Raw genomic sequence first — 21,499 nt, 5'->3', positions numbered from 1 at the left:
CCCGCTCATGACCGCCATTCCCACCGTCTTCGGCGACGGCATCATCGACGTGCATGTGGCCAGCGGCGTCGTGCGCATCACGCTCGGCATGCAGACGGCCGCTTCCGCCTCCGTCAAGGAGGGCAAGCCCGAAGCCTCCGCCATGCTGGTGGTGCCGGTGCTGCAGCTACCGAACCTGGCGCGGGTGCTGGCGGAGGTGACGCGGCAGATCGAGGCCAAGGCCAAGGAGAACCTGGCCAGCCAGGCCGGCGCCCAGGCCAACCAGGGCCAGCCGGCCCAGGCGGAGCCGCAGGACCAGGTGGCCGGCGCCTTCCGCTTCAACGGATAGTTAAAGGCGCACAGCCGGTAGCAACTGAGGCGTGCGCGTTTGATTCTGGAACATCATGACCGCTAGCGCGGCTTCGTGGCAGCAGGGCGGTTGGGGTCATGCCACATTTGATCGCCGGTTCTGCGGCTGGCTGCCTGTCACAGCGCATGCTCGGCCGCCCCTAGCCAAGGACGTTACAATGTCGGAAGATAAAAAGAGGGAGAAGCTAGAGGTGGACTGTGGTGCGGTATCTGTTTCAGCGCGTTGTTCAAAACGACAAGCTATGGACCGGCCCTTCGAGCGGCCGCCTAGGTAGCAGGAGTGATGGCGGCTACGTCGTCACTCATGGCTTCGCGCATGAGGACTGGAACTTTCGCCGGGACGTGTGCGCTGACGGGCATATCTACGGCTACATGTATTATGAACCCAAGCAGCCGGAAGGCGATTTCAACATTGCGTTTGCAGCCTATGACAAGGGTATTGGCTGGCATCTCGCCGGCTTCTATGAGCAAGCATCGTTCGCGGTGAACGGCGCCAATTTCCCGCTTGCGCTTGTCCGGCAACGCGCCAAAGAGTTAGACGAGCTAGATGCTCTCGGGCATATCGGCGGGGCGTACAAGGGTCAATCCGTCATCCAGAAAGCCAAGCTTCTTTCGGATGAATTAAAGATGTATCGGTGGCGAGTCCGTCCCGAGAACATCAAGCCTCTGCAGGTTCGGGTGGCGGTCCCATCAGAAATCATCGGCGGGCCAGGCAAACACTACACGCGACCAACGGAAATAGCGCCGGCGCAGTGGGACCAACTACGGCTTCTGGCGCATGACTATGAGAATCGGCTGCCTGAAGATGACTATTCAGATGGCGGCAATCTCGAATTTCCTGAAGGAGAACTTATCCAGAAAACACACTATAGGCGGGAGCGCAATAAAACCCTCGTGAAAGAGGCTAAAGCTGCTTTCATAAGAAAACATGGGCGGCTTTTTTGCGAAGTTTGTCATTTTGATTTCGAGTCATATTACGGGCGGATGGGAAGCAATTTCATCGAGGTACACCATAATTTACGTCCTATGCACACAATGGACACCGCAACAGTGAGCAAAATTTCCGATCTAGCAATGCTTTGTTCGAACTGCCATCGAATCATTCACCGTGAACGCCCATGGGCGCTAGTTGAAGACTTCCGCAAAAAGCTGCTGATAGCCAAGCGAGCAAAGACGTAGCTGCCGGCGACCGGTTTAGGAGCGGCACGCCGCACGGATTGCCGTCGCCGAGCCGGCACCGGCCAGAAGATCGTCACACTGCTCTTTGCGGGCTGGTCAGGCCGCTCGCCGCGCCCCCGCATAGCCCTGCGGGTGCGCCAGCCGCCAGTCCCAGGCGGTGCGGACGATATCCTCCAGCTTCGGGAAACGCGGCGACCAGCCGGTCTCCGCCCGCAGCCTGGCGGAGGAGGCGACCAGCACCGCAGGATCCCCCTCCCGCCGCGGGCCCAGCGCATGCGGCACCGGGCGGCCGCCGACGCGCTGCACCGTGTCGATCACCTCGCGCACCGAATAGCCGGTGCCATTGCCCAGGTTGTAGCGCACCGACCGCTCCTCCAGCAGCGGCAGCACGCGCAGATGCGCATCCGCCAGGTCGGTCACATGCACATAGTCGCGCACCCCTGTGCCGTCTGGCGTCAGGTAGTCCGTGCCGAAGACCATCAGCGGCGGCCGAAGGCCGAGCGCGGCATCGATCGCCAGCGGCACCAGATGCGTCTCCGGGTCATGATCCTCCCCGGCGCGGCCTGCCGGGTCGGCGCCGGCGGCGTTGAAGTAGCGCAGCGAGGCGAAGCGCAGGCCGTGGATCTTCTCCGCCCAGTCCAGCGCCCGCTCGCACATCAGCTTGCTCTCGCCATAGGGCGAGACGGGGCCCAGGCGCTGCTCCTCGTCAATCGGGATGCGCTCGGGGAAGCCGAAGAGCGCGGCGGTGGAGGACATGACCAGGCGGCGGCAGTCGTGCTGCACGGCGGCCTTGGTGACGGCGGCCAGCACCGAGAGGTTTTCCGACATGTAGCGCAGCGGGTCGCGCATGCTGTCGCCCACCAGGGACAGCGCGGCGAAATGCAGCACCGCGTCGAAGCGCCCGCCGCCGAAGGCCTCGGCCAAGGCGCGCTTGTCCTCGCAGCGCCCCTCCACCAGCCGCACCCCGGCCGGCACCGCGGCCCGATGCCCCTTCGAGAGGTCATCGAGCACCACAACCTCGTCGCCGCGATCGCGCAGCGCCAGCACGGTGTGGCTGCCGACATAGCCGGCGCCCCCGGTCACCAGATAACGACCCAAGATCCCTGCTCCCGCTCCGCCGGCACCGCCCCACCGGCGGACGGGCCCCTGCGGCCTGAAACGCAGTCTTGCCTCGAAATGTGTCAGAAATCGCGGCGGCCGGCGCGCTGATCGCGATGGGTTGAGCGGGAGCGGAGGCTTGTTGAGCGGCGGCGATGCGGCGCCTAATCAGCCGGACATGACCCTGTTCCGCCTCCTCCGCCCCGCCGCGATGGCCGCCTGCCTGCTGGCGCCGCTGCCGGTGGCGCCGGCCGCCGCGCAACCCGGCCCGTTGGCCGGCCCGCCGGCACGCGCGGCGGATTGGGCCGCCCTGCCCCGTCCCACCCTGGGTCCGCCGCGCGCCATCGGCGGCACCGGCCTCGGCTGCCTGGCCGGCGGCCAGGCGCTGGCGCCGGATGGGCCGGGCTGGCAGGCCATCCGCACTTCCCGCAACCGCCATTGGGGCCATCCGGCAACGCTCGCCCTGGTGGCGCATGTGGCGGGCCGGGCGCGGGCGGCGGGGCTGCCGGACCTCTGGATCGGCGACCTGTCGCAGCCGCGCGGCGGGCCGATGCCCTGGGGCCATGCCAGCCACCAGACCGGGCTGGATGCCGACATCTGGCTCGACCTGCGCCCCAAACCCCGCGTGCCGGCGGCGATGCGGGAGGAGCTGACCATCCCCTCCCTGGTCCGCGCGGATGGGGAGGATGTGGACCCCGCCCGCTGGACCGCCCGCCACGCGACCCTCATCCGAATCGCGGCGGAGGCGCCGGGGCTGGATCGGCTGCTGGTGAACCCCGCCATCAAGCGCCGCCTCTGCGCCGACCATGCCGGCGCCCCCTGGCTGCGGCGCGTGCGGCCCTGGCGGGGGCATGACAGCCATATGCATCTGCGCCTGCGCTGCCCGGCCGATAGCCCGGAATGCCGCGACATCGCGCCGCCACCGCCCGGCGATGGCTGCGACGCCAGCCTCGACTGGTGGTTCTCGGACGAGGCCCGAAATCCCCGGCCGCGCCCGCCCGGACCGCCCGGCCCGCCGCCCCGACTGCCCCTGGCCTGCAGCGCGGTGCTGGCCGCCCAGTGACCTCCGCTTGGGCAGCCTGCCCAAGCGCGCGCCAAAAAACGCCCATTCCCTGGCCGAAGCGCGGCTTGCGGGCCGGTCCGCGTCTTGCGCCGGCCCCTCCGCCTGTCGCACACAGGACCGTGCGCGACCCGTCGCGCCAGGGAAGGGCCGGGGAATTCTGATGGAGCGACCTTTCGTCGAGATCAGCGGCGTCGCCATGCGGTATGGCGGCGTGGAAGGCACGCTGGCCTTGCAGAACGCCACGCTGTCCGTCGGCAAGGGGGAGTTCATCGCCGTGGTCGGCCCCTCCGGCTGCGGCAAGTCGACGCTGATGAAGCTGGTCACCGGCCTCTGGCCCGCCACCGCCGGCACGCTTCTGGTCGCGGGGCAGGAGGTGGACGGCCCGCTCTCCATCGCCGGCATGGCCTTCCAGAACCCGACCCTGCTGCCCTGGCGCAACATCATCGACAACGTGATGCTGCCGCTGGAGGTGGTGGAGCCGCATCGCCGCCAGCTGCGCAGCCAACGCGCCATGTACGAGGCGCGCGCGCAGGACCTGCTGAAGCTGGTCGGCCTCGGCGGCTTCGACAAGAAATTCCCGCATGAGCTGTCGGGCGGCATGCAGCAGCGCGCCAGCCTCTGCCGCGCGCTGATCCACGAACCCGCGCTGCTGATGCTGGACGAGCCCTTCGCGGCACTCGACATCTTCACGCGCGAAGATCTCTGGGCGGTGCTGCAGGGGGTGTGGATGGCCCGCAAGCCCACCGTGATCCTGGTGACGCATGACCTGCGGGAGGCCGCCTACCTGGCCGACCGCGTGCTGGTCATGTCGTCCCGCCCCGGACGGATCATCGCCGAGCGAATCGTGGACCTGCCGCGGCCGCGCACGCTGGAGACAACCTACAAGCCTGAATTCGTCTCCCTGGTGCATGATCTACGCGAACACATCAGTGCCGCCCGCAAGGGCGAGGAGGTCGTCCATGGCCAGTGATGCCGCGCTGACCGCCACAGCCCCCGCCCCTGGCACCGCCGCCAAGGCGCCGGCGGATGCCACCATGTCGCCCGAGGCGCTGCGCCGGCTGCAGGCCATGGCGCTGGCGCAGCGCCGCCGCCGGCGGCTGCAGGCCTGGCTGCCCTGGCTCGTCATCATCGGCATGTTCGTGATCTGGGAAGCCGGCGTGCGCGCCTTCAATGTGCAGCAATTCGTGCTGCCGGCGCCGACCGCCATCGCGGAGAGCATGATCAAGTGGTGGGTGCCGCTGCTGGACAATAGCTGGCAGACGCTGATGACCACGCTGATCGGCTTCTTCCTGGCCGTGATCTTCGGGCTGCTGCTGGGCGTCGCCATCGGCAGCTCCTCCCTGCTCTATCATGGGCTGTACCCGCTTCTGATCGGCTTCAACTCCGTGCCCAAGGTGGCGGTGGTGCCGATCCTGGTGATCTGGTTCGGCATCGGCACGGTGCCCGCCGTGATCACCGCCTTCATGATCAGTTTTTTTCCAATTGTGGTGAACGTCGCGACTGGCATTGCGACCGTTGAACCCGAACTCCGCGATGTGCTGCGGGCGCTGGGGGCAAAACCCTCCGACATCATCCGCAAGGTCGGCCTGCCGCGCGCGATGCCCTATTTCTTCGCCTCGCTGAAGATCGCCATCACGGTGGCCTTCGTCGGTTCCATCATTGCGGAGACGGTGGCCGCCAACAAAGGCATCGGCCATCTGATGATCCTGGCGAGCAGCCGCTTCGACGTGCCGCTGGTCTTCGCCGGGCTGATCGTGACCGCGGTGATGGGCGTGGCGATGTATGTGGCGGCGGTCGCCATCGAGAACCGCACCACGGGCTGGGCGATGCGCGGCCAGAACGACCAGCAGCAGGTCAGCGTCCCGGGGGTGTGATGTTCGGCCGCTTGCCCGCCTCATTCGGGGCGGGCAGGCTTGCCGCATGCACCTCCCTCGCCGTGGCCTGCTGGCCTCCGCCGCCCTTCTCGCAATGCCCCGCCTGGCCCGGTCCCAGGCGGCGGAGGCGCCGCCCATTGTCTTCGTGCATGGCAATGGCGACCACGCCGCGCTGTGGCTCACCACCCTCTGGCGCTTCGCATCCAATGGCTTCGCGCGCGACCGCCTGCTGGCGCTGAACCTGCCGGACCCGCTGGCCCGCGACGACGACACGGTGCCGCAACCCGGCCGCAGCGGCAGCGCGGAGCAAACGCAGCGGGTGGCGGAGGCCGTGGCCGCGCTGCGCGCCCGCACCGGCGCGGCCCGCGTCGCCCTGATCGGCAATTCCCGCGGCGGCAACCCGATCCGCGACTTCGTTGTGCACCAGGGCGGGTCCGATCAGGTCTCCCACGCCATCCTCTGCGGCACGCCCAATCGCGGCGTCTATGACTGGCCCGAGATCCGCAACCGCGAATTCAACAGCACCGGCCCCTTCCTGTCCCGGCTGAATGCCGGCCCCAGCGACGTGGTCCCCGGAACCGCCTTCCTGACGCTGCGCAGCGCATGGAACGACGTCTATGCCCAGCCGCGCGCCATCTGGTCCGCGACGCCGGACCGCCCGACAGGCACGGATGTGGACGGGCCTGAGCTGCGCGGCGCCACCAACCTGGTGCTCGGCGCGCTGGACCATCGCGAGGTCGCCTATCACTGGCGCGCTTTTCGCGAACAGTTCCGCTTCATCGCGGGCCGCGAACCGGAACGGATCGCCCCCCTGCCCGAGGCACGCCCCGTGCTCTCCGGCCTGGTGACGCAAACCCGCCCTGCCCCCACCAACCGCCCGCTCGCCGCGGCCGAGGTCGAGGTCTTCCGCACCGACCCCGCCACCGGCGCCCGCATCGGCGAGGCACTGCACCGCCGCACCACCGGCGCGGACGGCGCCTGGGGCCCGGTGACGGTGGCACCGGACTGGACGCTGGAGATCGTCGTCGCCGCCCCCGGCCATACCACCACGCATTTCTACCGCGGCCCCTTCCCGCGCAGCTCGGATGTGGTGCATCTCCGCCCCGCCCGCGCCCTGACGCCGGCGGAGCGCGAGGCTTCCGGCTGCGTCCTGCTGCTGCAGCGCCCGCGCGGCTATTTCGGCATCCCCCGCGACATCGTGCTGCTGGACGGCCGCCAGCCGCCGGAGCTGCGGCCGGGCGTGGCCGTGACCGCCACCGCCACCCTCCGCCTGCCCGCTGGCGAAGCCGGCCGCGCCGTGGTCGGAATCTGCAACGAGGAACGCGTGGTGGCCCGCGCCTGGCCGGCCGCCGAGGGCCGCATCAGCGTGGCCGAGCTGACCTTCTGACCATTCCGGGGGGGCTTGCGCCCGCCCGCCGCGCGGCGCATCCCCCTGCCCGGGACGGAATACGGAACCAGGCATGATCGGCGTCGATTGGGGCACCACGAGCCTGCGCGCCTACCGCATCGGTGCGGCCGGCGCGCCGGAAGCACGCATCGACCGGCCGGGCGGCATCCTGACCGTGCCCGAGGGCGGCTTCCCCGCCGCGCTGCGCGAAGCCATCGGCCCCTGGCTGGTCGAGGGCGAGACCAAAGTGCTGCTCTGCGGCATGGTCGGCAGCCGCCAGGGCTGGGTCGAGGCCCCCTATCTGCGCTGCCCCGCCGGCCCGGCCGAGATCGCCGCCGCCACCACCCCCATCCCCTTCGAAGGCGCCGAGCTACGCCTCATCCCCGGCCTGACCACGGAAGACGGCTCCGGCATCCCGGACGTCATGCGCGGCGAGGAGACCAAGCTGGTGGCCCTGGCCGAGACCATCGGCAGCGGCCTCGCCTGCCTGCCCGGCACCCACAGCAAATGGGCCCGGCTGGAGGGCGGCCGCGTCACCGGCTTCACCACCCACATGACCGGCGAAACCTTCGCCGCGCTGTCGCAGCACACCATCCTGGCGCGCACCAGCGTGGAGGGTCCGGACGTGCCGGAGGCCTTCGCCCGCGGCGTGGAGCGCGCCCGCCAGCCCGGCGGGCTGCTGCACCATCTGTTCGGCGCCCGCACCCTGCATCTGATGGGCCGGCTGGCGCAGGCGGAAACGCGCAGTTTCCTGTCCGGCCTGCTGATCGGGCACGAGATCGCGGCCGCCGCCCAGGGCGTGGCGCAGGTGCATCTGGCCGGTGCCGCCAGCCTCAGCGCGCTTTATGCGGCGGCGCTGGCGCAGAACGGCATCGCGGTGACCCGGCACGATCCGGACCTCGTCGCAGCCGGGCTGCGGCATATCGGCAGGAGCCTGCAATGGGTTTGAAGGACTGGCTCGCGGCCTGCCCCCTGGTCGCCATCCTGCGCGGCCTGCGGCCGGAGGAGGCGGTGGGCATCGGAGAGGCGCTGGTCGGCGCCGGGCTCGGCGTGCTGGAGGTGCCGCTGAATTCGCCGGAGCCGCTGGAAAGCATCCGCATCCTGTCCGCCCGCTTCGGCGAGGATGCGCTGATCGGCGCCGGCACGGTGACGGATCCGGCCGACTGCGCCCGCATCGCCGCCGTCGGCGGAAGGCTGATCGTGACGCCGCATGCGGACCCCGCCGTGGTGCGCGCCGCCAAGGCCGAGGGCATGATCTGCATCCCCGGCTTCTTCACCCCGGGCGAGGCCTTCGCCCTGCTCAAGGCGGGCGCCGATGGCCTGAAGCTGTTCCCGGCGGAGGCCGGGTCGCCGGCCATGCTGAAGGCGCTGCTGGCGGTGCTGCCGGCGGGCACGCGGGTGCTGCCGGTGGGCGGCATCGACGCGGGTAACATCCCCGCCTGGCGCGCAGCGGGTGCGGCCGGCTTCGGCATCGGCAGCGCCATCTATCGCCCGGGCGACGATGCCGCCGCGGTCGCCGCCAAGGCGGCGAAGCTTCGCCTTGCCTAAAGCGGCAGGAAAGGCATGATTGCGGCCAAGCATCCGGCGCGAAGGTCGCGGAACGGGTGGCACAGGGGGGTCTGTTGTCCATGAACTGGCATCGCCGCGATTTCGTCCTGCTCGGTGCCGCGGCGCTTGCTGCGCCAGCGCTGGTTCGCAGCGCCAGGGCGCAGGAGCTGACGCTGCGGCTGCACCACTTCCTGCCCGCCGTCTCCAATGTGCACCGCCACTTTCTGATGCCCTGGGCGCAGAAGATCCAGGAGGAATCCCAGGGCAAGCTGCGGGTGCAGGTCTTCCCGTCCATGCAGCTGGGCGGTGCGCCGCCGCAGCTTTTCGACCAGGCGCGGGATGGCGTTGTGGACATCGTCTGGACGCTGCCCGGCAATACCCCCGGCCGCTTCCCCCGCGTCGAGGTCTTCGAACTTCCCTTCGTCGCCGATGCGCGCGCCCGGCCGAATGCGCTGGCCTGCCAGGAATTCGCACAGACCCATCTGCGCGAGGAATTCGCCGATGTGCATCCCATCGTCATCTGGGCGCATGATGGCGGCGTCATCCATTCCAACCGCTCCGTCACCAGGCTGGAGGATATGCGCGGCCTGAAGCTGCGCTTCCCGACCCGCCAGGCGGGCGAAGCGCTGCGCGCCCTCGGCGCCGCACCCATCGGCATGCCCGTGCCGCAGGTGCCGGAGGCCGTCTCCCAGCGCGTTATCGACGGCGCCGTGGTGCCGTGGGAGGTCGTGCCCTCGATCCGGCTGCAGGAGCTGGTGACGCACCATACCGAGATCCCGGGCACCCCCACGCTCTATACCGCCACCTTCATTCTGGCGATGAACAAGGCGAAGTATGCCGCGATGCCGGCCGAGCTGCGGGCCGTGCTGGATGCCAATTCCGGCATGGCGGCGGCGGAGATGGCGGCCAAGCCCTGGGACGAGCAGGGCCCGATCGTCCGCGCCCAGGTGGAGCGCCGGCGCCAGAACACCATCGTGCAGCTCTCGGCCGAGGAGAAGCAGCGCTGGATCGAGACGACGCGCCCGGTGGTCGAAAGCTGGGTCGCCGGGTCCCGCGAGCGCGGCTTTGATGGCGCGGCCCTGCTGGCCGATGCCCGCCGCCTGATCGCCAAGCACGCCGCCTGATCGCAACGACGGGCCGGCGCGCCCGATTGATAGGAGCGCCGGCGGATGCGGGATGAAGCCACCCCCGATTGGGGGCAGCCGCCGGGCGGCGCCATCGGCATCGCGGCGCGGGCGCTGGCCTTCCTCGGCGGCATCGCGCTGCTGGTGGCGGCGCTGATCACCACCATCAGCGTGTTGCTGCGCTGGGCCACCAGCCAGCCGATCCGCGGCGATTTCGAGATGGTCTCCATCGCCAGCGGCGTCGGCGTCTTCGGCTTCCTGGCCTATGGCACGCTGATGCGCGCCAATATCCTGGTCGACACCTTCTCCACCTGGCTGCCGCGCCGCGTCGCCGGGGTGGTGGATGGCTTCTGGATGCTGGTCTGGGCGGCGGTCACGCTGTGGCTGGCGGAGCGCATGAGCCTCGGCGCCATCGAGACGCTGAACAACGGCATGCGCACCATCGGCCTGCTGGCGCTGCCCTATTGGTGGGCCGTCGCCATCGGCGCGCTGGCCTTCGCCATGACGGGCGTGGCCGCCCTGGTCTGGGCGCTGCGCTTCCTGCGGGGGCGTTTCTGATGGCGCCGGAATTCGCCCTGGCGCTGACCGGCTTCGGCGTGCTGCTGGCGCTGATCGCGCTGCGCGCGCCGGTGGGCCTGGCCATGCTGCTGGTGGGCATGGGCGGCTATGTCCACATCCTGGACTGGACGGCGCTGGGCAACTACCTGAAGACCACGCCCTACCATCTGTTCGCCAACTACACGCTCTCGGTCATTCCGCTGTTCATCCTGATGGGCGCGCTGGCGGAACGCGGCGGCCTGGCGCGGGACTTGTTCGCCGCGGCGAATGCGCTGATCGGCCGCAAGCCGGGCGGCATGGCGATGGGGGTAATCGGCGCCTGCGGCTGCTTCGGCGCGGTCTGCGGCAGCTCCGTCGCCACCACAGCCACCTTCGCCCGCGCCGCCCTGCCGGAGCTGCGCCGCTACGGCTACGATCCGGGCTTTGCCACCGGCACCATCGCGGTGGGCGGCACGCTCGGCATCCTGATCCCGCCCAGCGTCATCCTGGTGATCTATGCGATCAGCACGGAGCAGAACATCGCCAAGCTGTTCATGGCGGCGCTGATCCCGGGCCTGCTCGCCGTCGCGCTCTATATCCTGGCCATCGCGCTGATCGTCCGCCGCAACCCGGCCCTCGGCCCGCCCGCCGAACCGCCCAGCCCGGCGGAGCGCCGCACCGCCTTCCTCAATGTCATCCCGGTGCTGCTGATCGCAGTGGTGGTGGTGGGCGGCATCTATGGCGGCGTCTTCACCCCCACCGAAAGCGCCGCCATCGGCTGCATCGGCACGCTCGCGGTCGGCGTGCTGCGCGGCACGCTGAGCCCGCGCCAAATTCGGGAAAGTCTCTTCGCCACCGCCGAGACCACGGCGATGATCTTTGCGATCCTGCTCGGCGCGGAGGTCTTCAATGCCTTCCTGGCGCTGAGCCAGGCGCCGGACCTGCTGGGGCTGTGGATCTCCGAGCAGGACTATCCGCCCTATGTGGTGCTCGGCATCCTGCTGCTCGCCTACATCGTGCTCGGCGCGGTGATGGACGAGCTGGCGATGATGCTGCTGACCCTGCCGGTCTTCTTCCCCGTCATCACCGCGCTGGATTTCGGCCTGACGACGGAGGAGACGGCGATCTGGTTCGGCATCCTGGTGCTGGTGGTGGTGGGCATCGGGCTGACCGCGCCGCCGATCGGGCTGAATGTCTTCGTCGTCTCCGGCCTGGCGAAGGACGTGCCGATGGCGCGCATCTATCGCGGTGTCCTGCCCTTCCTGGCGATGGACCTGGTCCGCCTCGGACTGCTGGTGGCCTTCCCGGCGCTCAGCCTATGGCTTGTCACCGCGCTGAGCTGAGCCAGGCGGGGGGGGCGGTTGACGCCGTCATCCTTCGGCGGCACGACACGGGCAACGCATAGAGGAACCCGACCATGGCCGATGCCTTCATCTGCGACGCCGCCCGCACCCCCATCGGCCGCTATGCCGGCGCGCTGAAGGATGTCCGCCCGGACGACCTCGGCGCTGTGCCCATCAAGGCGCTGATGGCCCGCAACCCGAACCTCGACTGGGCGGCGGTGGAAGATGTGATCTTCGGCTGCGCCAACCAGGCGGGCGAGGACAATCGCAATGTGGCGCGCATGTCCGCCCTGCTGGCCGGCCTGCCCGAATCGATCCCCGGCTCCACCGTGAACCGCCTCTGCGGCTCCGGCATGGATGCCGTCGGCATCGCCGCACGCGCCATCAAGGCCGGCGAGGCCGATCTGATGCTGGCCGGCGGCGTGGAGAGCATGACCCGCGCCCCCTTCGTCATGGGCAAGTCCGCCGAGGCCTTCGGCCGCACCGCCGAGATCTACGACACCACCATCGGCTGGCGCTTCGTGAACCCGAAGATGAAGGCGGGCTTCGGCATCGATTCCATGCCGGAGACGGCGGAGAACGTGGCGCAGGATTTCCAGGTCTCCCGCCAGGACCAGGACGCCTTCGCCCTGCGCTCCCAGCAGCGCGCCGCCAAGGCGCAATCCTCCGGCCGCTTCGCGCAGGAAATCGTCCCGGTCAGCATCGCCCGCCGCAAGGGCGACCCCATCATCGTCGACCAGGACGAGCATCTGCGCCCGGACACGACGATGGAGGCGCTGGCCAAGCTCGGCACGCCCTTTCGCAAGGAAGGCGGCAGTGTCACCGCCGGCAATGCCTCCGGCGTCAATGACGGCGCCTGCGCCATCCTGGTGGCCAGCGAGGCCGCCGCCCGCAAGCATGGGCTGACGCCGCGTGCCCGCGTGGTCGCCGCGGCCACCGCCGGCGTCGCGCCGCGGATCATGGGCTTCGGCCCGGCGCCCGCGGTGAAGCGCGTGCTGGCCAAGGCGGGTCTCAGCCTGTCGGACATGGCGGTGATCGAGCTGAACGAGGCCTTCGCCGCCCAGGCGCTGGCCGTCACCCGCGACCTCGGCCTGCCGGACGATGCGGCGCATGTGAACCCGAATGGCGGCGCCATCGCGCTGGGCCATCCGCTCGGCATGTCCGGCGCCCGGCTGGTGCAGACCGCGGTGCAGGAGCTGCACAATCGCGGCGAGCGCTATGCGCTGGTGACCATGTGCATCGGCGTCGGCCAGGGCATCGCCATGGTGCTGGAGCGCGTCTGACCTTTCAGGCCGGCGATAGGGGAAGGCGCAAAAAGCGCCTTGAATCGTGCATCCTGGCACGTCGCGATCGCGCGGCCGGCTTCCCGCTCCCCGCGATCAGGTGATACGAATTAACCTGATCGGCCGGGGAGCCAGAATGTTTCTGCAGCTGGGGGACATCGTCGCGCATGTCGCGGTGGAGGGACCTGAAGGGGCCCCGCCGCTGCTGATGCTGCATTCCATCGGCACCTCCATGCATATCTTCGCGCCGCAGGCCGCGGCCTTGTCGCGCAGCCACCGCGTCATCCGCATGGATATGCGCGGCCATGGCCATTCGGGCGTCACCGATGGCGACTATTCCATGGAACTGCATGCGGCGGATGCGCTGGCGCTGCTGGATGCGCTGGGCATCGCCCGGGCGCATGTCTTCGGCCTGTCGATCGGCGGGCGCATCGCGCTGGCCATGGCGGCCATGGCGCCTTCCCGCGTGCTGTCCCTGGTGCTGATGGACACGGCGCTGGACTTCCTTCCGCCGCAGGCCTGGCAGGACCGGATCGAGGCGGTGCGCGCCATCGGCACCCAGGCGCTGGTGGATGTGGTCATGCCGCGCTGGGTGGTGGATACCTCCCTCCCCTCCTCCCAGGGGCTGCGGCAGATGCTGCTGCGCACGGACCGCCGCGGCTATGCGGGCTCCGCCGCCGCGCTGCGCGATGCGCGGGCCGAACAGGTGGCCGGGCGCATCACCTGCCCCACCACGGTTGCCGTCGGCACGCAGGATGTGGCGACCCCGCCCGAGATGGCGCGGGCGGTGCAAGCGGCAGTGCCCGGCAGCCGCTACGTGGAAATCCTCGGCGGCGGCCATCTGCCCACGCTGGAATTCGCCGATGCAGCCACCGCCGTGTTGAAGGACCACTTTGCGAGCCTGGCCCCCGCTGCCGGCGCCGAGGCCGGGGAAGCGGTGCGGCGCGCCGTGCTGGGCGATGCGCATGTCGATCGCGCGGCCGCTGGCGTCACGGCGCTCGATGCCCCCTTCCAGGACTGGATCACCCAGAGCGTCTGGGGCGGGATCTGGACCCGCCCCGGCCTGACGCGCCACACGCGCAGCCTGCTCTGCATCGCCATGATGGCGGCGCTCGCCCGGCACGAGGAGCTGGCGCTGCATCTGCGCGCCACGCGCGCGACAGGTGTGACGCAGGCCGAGATCAGCGAGGTTTTGTTGCAGGTCGGCGCCTATGCGGGCGTGCCTGCGGCCAATGCCGCGCTTAAGATCGCCAAGGCCGTGCTGCAGGAAGGCGCGGCGCCGGAGGAAGCCTGAGGCATGCCCGACCCCATCCCCTTCCGCCGGCCGGACCCGGCGACGCAGCCGCCCTATGACGCGCCGGCCTATGGCAGCACGCATAAGCGCCATCCGAAGCAGAAGCTGGTCACGGTGCCGCATACCCTGACCGAGACCAGCGCGCCGCGCTTCGACCCCGCCTTCTACCCGCCGCAGGTCGACATGTCGCAGGTCAATGGCCGCGCCGCGATGGGGGAGCGCATCATCGTCGCCGGCCGCGTGACGGATGAGGATGGCCGCCCGCTGCGGGGTGCCATGGTGGAGGTCTGGCAGGCCAATTCCTCCGGCCGCTACCACCATCCGCGCGACCAGCATGACGCGCCGCTCGACCCCAACTTCGAAGGCCGCGCGCGGTTGTTCACCGATGCGGAGGGCCGTTACAGCTTCGTCAGCATCAAGCCCGGCGCCTATCCCTGGCGCAACCACGCCAATGCCTGGCGGCCGATCCATATCCATTTCGGCCTGCATGGGGCGGGCTTCGCGCAGCGCATGATCACCCAGATGTATTTTCCGGGCGACCCGCTGCTGCCGCTGGACCCGGTGTTCAACTGCACGGCGGACGAAGCCGCGCGCAACCGGCTGGTCTCGACCTTCGACCTCGATATCACGAAGCCCGAATGGGCGCTGGGCTACCGCTTCGACATCGTGCTGCGCGGCCCGGCCGCTACCCCCTTCGAGTCAGCGCCATGACCCCTACCCCCGCCACTTTCACACCGGCCACCGCGAGCCAGACCGCCGGCCCCTACTGGCACATGATCGACTTCCCGGAATGGGCGGACCTGCTGCGTGCCGGCGGGCCGAATGCGGGCGCGCAGGGCGAGCGCATCACCCTCACCGGCCGCATCACCGATGGGGATGGCGCGCCCTGCGTCGATGCGCTGGTGGAGATCTGGCAGGCCGGGCCGGATGGCCGCTACGACGGCGGCTTCCATGGCTTCGGCCGCTGCGCCACGGACCAGGACGGCGTCTTCCGATTCGCCACGCTGAAGCCCGGCCCGGTGCCCGGCCTCGGCAATGCGACCCAGGCGCCGCATATCCTGCTGACCATCTTCGCACGCGGTCTGATGAAGCACGTCACCACCCGCGCCTATTTCGCGGGCGAGGCACTGAACGCCGCCGACCCCGTGCTGAACCTGGTCGAGGAAGGCCGGCGCGGCACGCTGGTCGCCCAGCCCGCCGGTGCCGGCGCCTGGCGCCTGGATATCCGCCTGCAGGGCGAGGGCGAGACGGTCTTCCTGGAGATCTGAGCTACCGCAGCAGCGCGCCGATCGTCTCGGCCGCGCGGGCCACGGTGAAGGGCTTGGCCAGGAAGGGCGCGCCGGGCAGGCCGCGCCCCGGCTCCGCCGCGCGAAAGCGGCCGGAGGCATAGACCACCGGCAGATGCGGCCGCAGCTGTCGCGCCGCATGCGACAGGTCGAAGCCATCCGCACCCGGCAGGTTGATGTCCGTCATCAGCACGTCGATGTCGGGCCGACGCGCGAGCAGGCCCAGCGCCGCCTCCGCATCCTCGGCCTCCAGCACCGTATAGCCGGCATCGGTCAGACCCTCGACCAGGGTCATGCGGACCAATGCGTCGTCTTCAACCAGTAAAAGCGTCAGCGGCCCCGCCTCCATGCCAGGATCCTCCAGCCAGGAAGCGTAAGCACAGAGCGGCGTGGAACGGTTGTCTCCGATCCGCCACGTCTGCGTGATTTATGGCAAAAGCTTGGCAGCGTGGCAGCCGCGCCGCGCTTGCGGCCCGGATCGCCTCCAATCACGCTTGCTGGATACCGCACTGCACAAGACACTTGCCTTGAGCGCAGGCCACGCCATACAGGGATTCATGCCTCCGAAAGACATCGCCATCGTGGGGGCCGGCCTCGCCGGTCTCGCCTGCGCCAAAACCCTGGCCGCCTATGACGTGCGCGTCCGGCTCTTCGACAAGGGCCGCGGCCCCGGCGGTCGCATGGCCACGCGGCGGGTGGAGGCCGAGGGGCATGTGCTGAACTTCGACCATGGCGCGCAGTACCTGACCGCCCATGGCGCCCCCTTCGCCGCGGTGCTGGATGCGGCGCGGGCGCAGGAATGGCCCGATGCGGGCCGCATGGTCGGCGTGCCGCGCATGTCCTCCGTACCGCGGGCGCTGGCGGAGGGGCTGGATATCGACCTGGTGCGCCATGTGACGGCCATCACCGGCGCGCCGCGCGCCTGGTACCTGCACCACCTCGACGCCCGGCTGGTGCGCCCCGACCGTCCCTTGCCCACCCAGAAGCCGGAGGTGGAGGGCCCCTTCGATGCCGTCCTGCTGGCGGTGCCCGCGCCGCAGGCCCAGGCGCTGCTGCAGGACCCGGCGCCGCACCTGGCCGGCGTGCTGCAGGCGGTGCGCTTCGAGCCCTGCTGGTCGCTGATGCTTGCCTTCCCGGAACGGCTGAACCTGCCCGATACCCTGCGGCTGGATAACGGCCCCATCGGCTGGGCGGCGCGCGACAGTTCGAAGCCCGGCCGCGATGCCAGCCTGGAATTGTGGGTGGTGCAGGGCGGGCCCGAATGGTCGCGGGAGCATCTGGAGCTGACGCCGCAGCAGGCCGGGGACAGGCTGCTGGAGGCTTTCCTGCAGCTTGCCGCGCTGCAGGGCCAAGGCACGCCGCCGCCCCCGCCCTTCTTCAGCGCCGCGCATCGCTGGCGCCATGCGCTGGTGGAGGCGCCGCTGGGCGCGCCCTGCCTCTGGGATGCGACGCTCGGCCTCGGCGCCGCCGGGGACTGGTGTATCGGCGCGCGGGCGGAGGCCGCGGTGGACAGCGCCGCCGCCCTGGTCGACGCGATCCGGAGCGCATGAGCCCCACGCCGGAGGCGCTTAGGGGGACGCCGGAGGCGCTAAGGGGGGCGCCGGACCTCCAGGCGACCCTTGCCGAGGCCTTCGCGCTGCTCGCCCGCGGCGTGGCGGATCGGCGCTATGCCTTCCATACGCCGACCCTGGCGACGGCGGGCGCGGATGGCTTCCCCGCCGCGCGATCCGTGGTGCTGCGCGGCTTCGAGGCGGGGGCGCGCCGCCTGCGCCTGCACAGCGACAGCCGCGCCGGCAAGGTGGCGGAGCTGGCCTCCGATCCGCGCGCCGCGCTGCATTTCTACGACCCCGCGGCCGCCATCCAGCTGCGCCTGGCCGGGCGCGTGACGCTGCACCGGGCCGATGCGGTGGCGGAGGCCGCCTGGGCCGGCAGCCATGACTTCAGCCGCCGCTGCTACGCGATCGAACCCGCCCCCGGCACCCCGTGCCCCGCCCCACCGCCGGCGCCGACCGACAGCGCGGCAGGCTGGCCCAATTTCTGCGTGCTGCGACTGCAGGTGGTCCGTCTGGAATGGCTGCACCTGGCCGCGGCCGGGCATCGGCGGGCGCTGTTCACCTGGCCGGAGGGGCAGCCGCCCGCCGCCGGCTGGCTGGTGCCATGACCGCCGCCGCGGCCGTCTTTCCGCCCGGCTGCAAAATGCTCTAGCAAGGCAGCCATGACCTCCCCCGAAGCGATCACCGCCGAAATCCTCCGCCAGACCGCCCTGCGCGGCCCGGCCAAAAGCATCTGCCCCAGCGAAGTGGCCCGCGCCCTGGCGCCGGAGGAGGAAGCCTGGCGCCGGCTGATGGGCCCGATCCGCGCCGCCGCCATCCGCCTGGCCCGCGCCGGGCAGCTGGAGGTGCTGCGCAAGGGCAAGCCGGTGGGAACGGAGACCGAGATCCGCGGTGTCATCCGCCTGCGCGCCCCGCGCGACGGCGGTGCGGCATGAGCGCCGCGGCGCTGCTGCGCGGCCGTGGCGCGGCCGGGCTTCCGGCGGCGGAGCCGCTGGACTTCACCCGGCTGGTGCTGCCCGCCTCGCCCAATGCCGCGCTCCTCGCCCCGCCCGGCACGACCAGCCAGAAGCATATCGGCCTGCCGCTGCTGCCCGTTTCCGCGGAAGCCGCCTGGGCCGCGCTGCGCATGCTGGGGGAGCCGGTGGAGCGTTGCTGGAAGGTGGCGGAATGGCCGGACCGGCGGCAGGTGCAATGGGTGGTGCGGTCGCGCCTCGGCAATTTCCCGGACCTGGTGCAGGGCCAGGTGGTGCCGCTGGTGGGCGGGTCCGGCGTCTTCCTGTATTCGCGCAGCCTGCTCGGCTATTACGACTTCGGCGTGAACCTGCGCCGACTCCGCGCCTGGCGCGCCAGGCTGGATGAGGCGCTGCGCACAGCCTGACACCTTGCCCATGGATATCTTCGCATGCGCCGCATCGGCCCCTTCCTCCGCGATGCCTGGGCGCTGACGCGCCCCTACTGGACCAGCGAGGAAAGGGGCCGGGCCCGGCTGTTGCTGGCGGCGGTGGTGGTGCTGAACCTGTCGCTGGTCGGCATGACGGTGCTGCTGACCTATTGGCAGCGCGCCTTCTACAATGCGCTAGAGGCGAAGGATGCCGGCGCCTTCTGGTCGCTGATCTTCCTTGGCGGGGAAGCCGCGGGCACCTGGTTCCCCGGCTTCTCCGTCCTCGCCGTGGCCTATATCCTGATCGCGGTCTATGCGCTGTACCTGCAGCAGGCGCTGCAGATCCGCTGGCGCCGCTGGCTGACGCGCGACTACCTGGACAACTGGCTGGCCGACCGCGCCTATTACCGCATCGCGCTGACCGACCCCGCCACCGACAATCCCGACCAGCGCGTGGCCGATGACCTGCGGCTTTTCGTCGACGATACGCTGACGCTGGGCCTCGGCCTGATGTCGAGCCTGGTGACGCTGTTCTCCTTCGTCTTCGTGCTCTGGTCGCTCTCCGGCCCGCTCGAGGTCTTCGGCGTCTCGATTCCCGGCTACATGGTCTGGGTGGCGCTGATCTATTCCGCGCTGGGCACCTGGCTCGCCCATCTCATCGGCCGGCCGCTGATCCGGCTGAACTTCCTGCAACAGCGGGTAGAGGCCGATTTCCGCTACGCCCTGGTGCGGCTGCGCGACAATGTCGAGGGCATCGCGCTGCATAATGGCGAGGCGGACGAGAAGCGCGGCCTGCTGACCCGCTTCCAGGCGCTGACCGAGAACTGGTGGGCCATCATGACCGCCACCAAGCGGCTCACCTTCTTCACCGCCGGCTTTACCCAGGTGGCCAGCATCTTCCCCATCGTGGTGGCGGCGCCGGCCTATTTCGCCGGGACCATCCCGCTCGGCGGGCTGATCCAGACCAGCAGCGCTTTCGGCCAGGTGCAGGGCGCCCTGTCCTGGTTCGTCGAGAACTACGCACGCCTGACCGAATGGCGCGCCACGGTGGAACGGCTGACCGGTTTCCGCCGGGCCATCGCCGCGGCCCGCGCCAGCGCCAGCGGCCCGCGGCCGGTGCCGGGCGGGGATGCGGCCGTGACGCTCACCGGCGCCACGCTGAGCCTGCCGGATGGCCGCGTGCTGCTGCGCGATGCCACGCTGCGACTGGAGAAGGGCGAGGCGGTGCTGATCTCCGGCGCCTCCGGCAGCGGCAAGTCCACGCTGTTCCGCGCCATCGCCGGCATCTGGCCCTTCGGCCATGGCCAGGTGCATGTGCCGGATGGCGCCCGCGCGCTGTTCCTGCCGCAGCGCCCCTACCTGCCGCTGGGCAGCCTGCGCCGCGCCGTCTGCTACCCGCTGGACGCCGCCCTGGTGCCGGATGCCGCGGTGCGGGAGGCGTTGGAGGCCGTGGGCCTCGGCCATCTGCAGGACCGGCTGGATCTGGAGGATGCCTGGGACCGGCGCCTGTCAGGCGGCGAGCAGCAGCGCCTGGCCTTCGCGCGCGCCCTGCTGGCCAAGCCCGACTTCCTGTTCCTGGACGAGGCCACCGCCAGCCTGGACCCGGCGGCGGAGGCTGCGCTGTACCGGCTGGTCTCGGAACGGCTGCCGGGCGCCGGCGTGCTGTCCATCGCCCACCGCCCGGCCGTCGCCGCCTTCCACGGGCGGCAGTTGCGTGTCGCGGAGGGCGCGCTGCGGGAGGCGTGAGCCGGACGCCTACTCCTCGACGTCCAGCGCGTAGCCGGCGGAGCGGACGGTGCGGATGATATCCGCCTCGTTGTCGCCGTTCACCGCCTTGCGCAGGCGGCGGATATGCACGTCCACCGTGCGCGGCTCCACATGGATGTCGCGGCCCCAGACGGCATCCAGCAGCTGTTCGCGGGTGAAGACGCGGCCCGGATGCTGCAGGAAGAATTCCAGCAGCCGGTATTCGGTGGGGCCCAGGTGCAGCGACCGGCTGCCGCGCGTCACGCGATGCGCGTCCTGGTCCATCACCAGGTCGCGGTAGCTCAGCCGCCCCTTCACCGGCACGGCGCCCGACCGCCGCAGCAGGGCGCGGATTCGCGCCAGCAGTGCGTCCATGACGAAGGGCTTCGAGATATAGTCGTCCGCCCCGGTATCCAGTGCACGCACCGCGTCCTGGTCCTCCGTGCGGGCGGTGACCATGATAATGGGCAGGTCGCGGGTATTGGGCCGCCGGCGGATCTGCCGGCAGACCTCGAGGCCTGAGAGCGCCGGCAGCATCCAGTCGAGCAGGATCAGGTCGGGCTTGCCCTCGGCCACGCGCATCAGCGCCTCCTGGCCATCGGTCGCTTCCTCGACGCGGAAACCCTGCTTCTCCAGGTTGTAGCGCAGCAGCGTCAGCAGGGGGGCCTCGTCCTCCACCACCAGGATGGTGGGTTTGGCGAGGCTGCCGATGGCTTCGGGCATGGGGGCGTTCCCTTACTCGGGCGGCCGGACCACGGCATAGGCGGAGCTGTCCGCCTTGGGCCGCTCATCCGGCAGGCTGTCGCCGCGCACGGCGTAATGCACCGTCTCGGCGATGTTGGTCGCATGGTCGCCGATGCGTTCCAGGTTCTTGGCGATGAAGAGCAGATGCGTGGCCGCGGTGATGTTGCGCGGGTCCTCCATCATGAAGGTCAGCATCTCGCGGAAGATGCCGTTGTAGACATCGTCCACCGGCTCATCATTGCCCCAGACCCGCGCCGCGGCCTCGGCATCGTCGTTCACCAGCGCGTCGATCGCGGCCTTCAGGTTTTCCTGCACCAGGCGCGCCATGCGGGAAAAGCCGTTCAGGCTGCCGAGGATCGGCTGCTGCCCCACCACGATGCTGCGCTTGGCGGCATTGCGGGCATAGTCGCCGATGCGCTCCAGGTTGTGCGCCACCTTCATGGCGGCCACGATGAAGCGCAGGTCGATCGCCATGGGCTGGCGGGTGGCCAGGATGCGGATGCAGAAGGCTTCGATCTCGCGCTCCAGCTGGTCCAGCGCGGCGTCGCGGCCGATCACCTCCGCCGCCAGCGCGGCGTCCCGACGCACCAGCGCCACGGTCGCGTCATTCACCTGGCGCTCCGCCAGGCCGCCCATGCGGGCGAGCATGTCGCGCACGCGGCGCAGCTGCTCGTCGTAGGACCGCACGATGTGGTCGGACTGGGTTTCCAT

The 21,499-nt window shown here is 70.3% G+C and carries 24 protein-coding genes; 20 read left to right on the top strand and 4 right to left on the bottom strand.

The features are described from left to right. The first annotated feature begins 7 nt into the window (after window positions 1–7). On the top strand, window positions 8–328 hold the full coding sequence (locus tag J3S20_RS08860) for a hypothetical protein (RefSeq protein ID WP_216836077.1): 321 nt from the start codon (window positions 8–10) through the stop codon (window positions 326–328). Between the two features lie 221 nt (window positions 329–549). Next, window positions 550–1,527, top strand: a complete 978-nt coding sequence (locus J3S20_RS08855) for an HNH endonuclease (protein WP_216836076.1) — start codon at window positions 550–552, stop codon at window positions 1,525–1,527. Window positions 1,528–1,623: 96 nt separating this feature from the next. Here the strand turns inward: J3S20_RS08855 and galE are convergent, their stop codons facing one another. Then, a complete protein-coding gene (gene galE / locus J3S20_RS08850; protein WP_216836075.1) occupies window positions 1,624–2,625 on the bottom strand; it encodes a UDP-glucose 4-epimerase GalE in 1,002 nt (333 codons plus the stop codon). A gap of 178 nt (window positions 2,626–2,803) precedes the next feature. Between galE and mepA the strand changes: the two genes are divergently transcribed. The 13 genes from mepA (at window position 2,804) to pcaG (ending at window position 15,346) form a co-directional block, all read left to right on the top strand. After that, complete coding sequence (gene mepA, locus J3S20_RS08845) at window positions 2,804–3,688, top strand: penicillin-insensitive murein endopeptidase (protein WP_246602517.1); 885 nt, start codon at window positions 2,804–2,806, stop codon at window positions 3,686–3,688. Between the two features lie 160 nt (window positions 3,689–3,848). After that, a complete protein-coding gene (locus J3S20_RS08840) occupies window positions 3,849–4,658 on the top strand; it encodes an ABC transporter ATP-binding protein (protein ID WP_216836074.1) in 810 nt (269 codons plus the stop codon). Further along, on the top strand, window positions 4,648–5,562 hold the full coding sequence (locus tag J3S20_RS08835) for an ABC transporter permease (protein ID WP_216836073.1): 915 nt from the start codon (window positions 4,648–4,650) through the stop codon (window positions 5,560–5,562). The genes J3S20_RS08840 and J3S20_RS08835 overlap by 11 nt, the downstream gene beginning before the upstream one ends. Window positions 5,563–5,608: 46 nt before the next feature. Then, window positions 5,609–6,949: a hydrolase gene (locus tag J3S20_RS08830; RefSeq protein WP_216836072.1), complete on the top strand. Its 1,341-nt coding sequence runs from the start codon at window positions 5,609–5,611 to the stop codon at window positions 6,947–6,949. 73 nt (window positions 6,950–7,022) lie between these two features. Continuing rightward, the gene (locus J3S20_RS08825; RefSeq protein WP_216836071.1) at window positions 7,023–7,898 is read left to right on the top strand and encodes a 2-dehydro-3-deoxygalactonokinase; all 876 of its coding nucleotides are present in this window, start codon (window positions 7,023–7,025) and stop codon (window positions 7,896–7,898) included. Continuing rightward, a complete protein-coding gene (locus J3S20_RS08820; protein WP_216836070.1) occupies window positions 7,889–8,497 on the top strand; it encodes a 2-dehydro-3-deoxy-6-phosphogalactonate aldolase in 609 nt (202 codons plus the stop codon). The genes J3S20_RS08825 and J3S20_RS08820 overlap by 10 nt, the downstream gene beginning before the upstream one ends. An 80-nt stretch (window positions 8,498–8,577) precedes the next feature. Beyond that, window positions 8,578–9,621 (top strand): TRAP transporter substrate-binding protein, encoded by a 1,044-nt coding sequence (locus J3S20_RS08815; RefSeq protein WP_216836069.1) that lies wholly within the window; start codon window positions 8,578–8,580, stop codon window positions 9,619–9,621. A gap of 45 nt (window positions 9,622–9,666) precedes the next feature. Next, window positions 9,667–10,179 (top strand): TRAP transporter small permease, encoded by a 513-nt coding sequence (locus J3S20_RS08810; RefSeq protein ID WP_216836068.1) that lies wholly within the window; start codon window positions 9,667–9,669, stop codon window positions 10,177–10,179. Beyond that, window positions 10,179–11,501 (top strand): TRAP transporter large permease, encoded by a 1,323-nt coding sequence (locus tag J3S20_RS08805; protein WP_216836067.1) that lies wholly within the window; start codon window positions 10,179–10,181, stop codon window positions 11,499–11,501. Before J3S20_RS08810 ends, J3S20_RS08805 begins: the two co-directional genes overlap by 1 nt. A gap of 74 nt (window positions 11,502–11,575) precedes the next feature. Continuing rightward, window positions 11,576–12,784: a 3-oxoadipyl-CoA thiolase gene (gene pcaF, locus J3S20_RS08800; protein WP_216836066.1), complete on the top strand. Its 1,209-nt coding sequence runs from the start codon at window positions 11,576–11,578 to the stop codon at window positions 12,782–12,784. 136 nt (window positions 12,785–12,920) lie between these two features. Next, complete coding sequence (gene pcaDC, locus J3S20_RS31375; RefSeq protein ID WP_216836065.1) at window positions 12,921–14,078, top strand: bifunctional 3-oxoadipate enol-lactonase/4-carboxymuconolactone decarboxylase PcaDC; 1,158 nt, start codon at window positions 12,921–12,923, stop codon at window positions 14,076–14,078. Window positions 14,079–14,081: 3 nt separating this feature from the next. Continuing rightward, window positions 14,082–14,789, top strand: a complete 708-nt coding sequence (pcaH, locus tag J3S20_RS08790; protein WP_216836064.1) for a protocatechuate 3,4-dioxygenase subunit beta — start codon at window positions 14,082–14,084, stop codon at window positions 14,787–14,789. Further along, on the top strand, window positions 14,786–15,346 hold the full coding sequence (pcaG, locus tag J3S20_RS08785; RefSeq protein WP_216836063.1) for a protocatechuate 3,4-dioxygenase subunit alpha: 561 nt from the start codon (window positions 14,786–14,788) through the stop codon (window positions 15,344–15,346). The genes pcaH and pcaG overlap by 4 nt, the downstream gene beginning before the upstream one ends. Window position 15,347: 1 nt before the next feature. Here pcaG and J3S20_RS08780 read toward each other — a convergent pair whose 3' ends face one another. Continuing rightward, a complete protein-coding gene (locus J3S20_RS08780) occupies window positions 15,348–15,713 on the bottom strand; it encodes a response regulator (RefSeq protein WP_281419463.1) in 366 nt (121 codons plus the stop codon). Between the two features lie 208 nt (window positions 15,714–15,921). On the opposite strand from J3S20_RS08780, the gene J3S20_RS30800 reads away from it, so the two are divergent. From J3S20_RS30800 to J3S20_RS08755, 5 genes are read left to right on the top strand one after another with little or no spacing between them, the layout of a single operon-like run. Next, on the top strand, window positions 15,922–16,914 hold the full coding sequence (locus tag J3S20_RS30800) for an NAD(P)/FAD-dependent oxidoreductase (RefSeq protein WP_216836061.1): 993 nt from the start codon (window positions 15,922–15,924) through the stop codon (window positions 16,912–16,914). Beyond that, window positions 16,911–17,525 carry a pyridoxamine 5'-phosphate oxidase family protein gene (locus tag J3S20_RS08770; protein ID WP_216836060.1) on the top strand — a complete coding sequence of 205 codons (615 nt, stop codon included), beginning with the start codon at window positions 16,911–16,913 and terminating at the stop codon, window positions 17,523–17,525. The genes J3S20_RS30800 and J3S20_RS08770 overlap by 4 nt, the downstream gene beginning before the upstream one ends. A 54-nt stretch (window positions 17,526–17,579) precedes the next feature. Continuing rightward, the gene (locus J3S20_RS08765) at window positions 17,580–17,852 is read left to right on the top strand and encodes a DUF3253 domain-containing protein (RefSeq protein WP_216836059.1); all 273 of its coding nucleotides are present in this window, start codon (window positions 17,580–17,582) and stop codon (window positions 17,850–17,852) included. Next, on the top strand, window positions 17,849–18,295 hold the full coding sequence (locus J3S20_RS08760) for a DUF1499 domain-containing protein (protein WP_216836058.1): 447 nt from the start codon (window positions 17,849–17,851) through the stop codon (window positions 18,293–18,295). The genes J3S20_RS08765 and J3S20_RS08760 overlap by 4 nt, the downstream gene beginning before the upstream one ends. Before the next feature lie 24 nt (window positions 18,296–18,319). Beyond that, window positions 18,320–20,044, top strand: a complete 1,725-nt coding sequence (locus tag J3S20_RS08755; protein ID WP_216836057.1) for an ABC transporter ATP-binding protein/permease — start codon at window positions 18,320–18,322, stop codon at window positions 20,042–20,044. A 9-nt stretch (window positions 20,045–20,053) separates the two neighbouring features. On the opposite strand, the gene phoB is transcribed toward J3S20_RS08755, so the two are convergent. Next, a complete protein-coding gene (phoB, locus tag J3S20_RS08750) occupies window positions 20,054–20,767 on the bottom strand; it encodes a phosphate regulon transcriptional regulator PhoB (protein WP_216836056.1) in 714 nt (237 codons plus the stop codon). A 12-nt stretch (window positions 20,768–20,779) separates the two neighbouring features. Then, the gene (gene phoU, locus J3S20_RS08745) at window positions 20,780–21,499 is read right to left on the bottom strand and encodes a phosphate signaling complex protein PhoU (RefSeq protein WP_216836415.1); all 720 of its coding nucleotides are present in this window, start codon (window positions 21,497–21,499) and stop codon (window positions 20,780–20,782) included.

Origin of the sequence: Falsiroseomonas tokyonensis, assembly GCF_019024325.1 — a bacterium.
GTDB lineage: Bacteria > Pseudomonadota > Alphaproteobacteria > Acetobacterales > Acetobacteraceae > Falsiroseomonas > Falsiroseomonas tokyonensis.
This window is presented reverse-complemented; position numbering and strand designations above follow the sequence as displayed.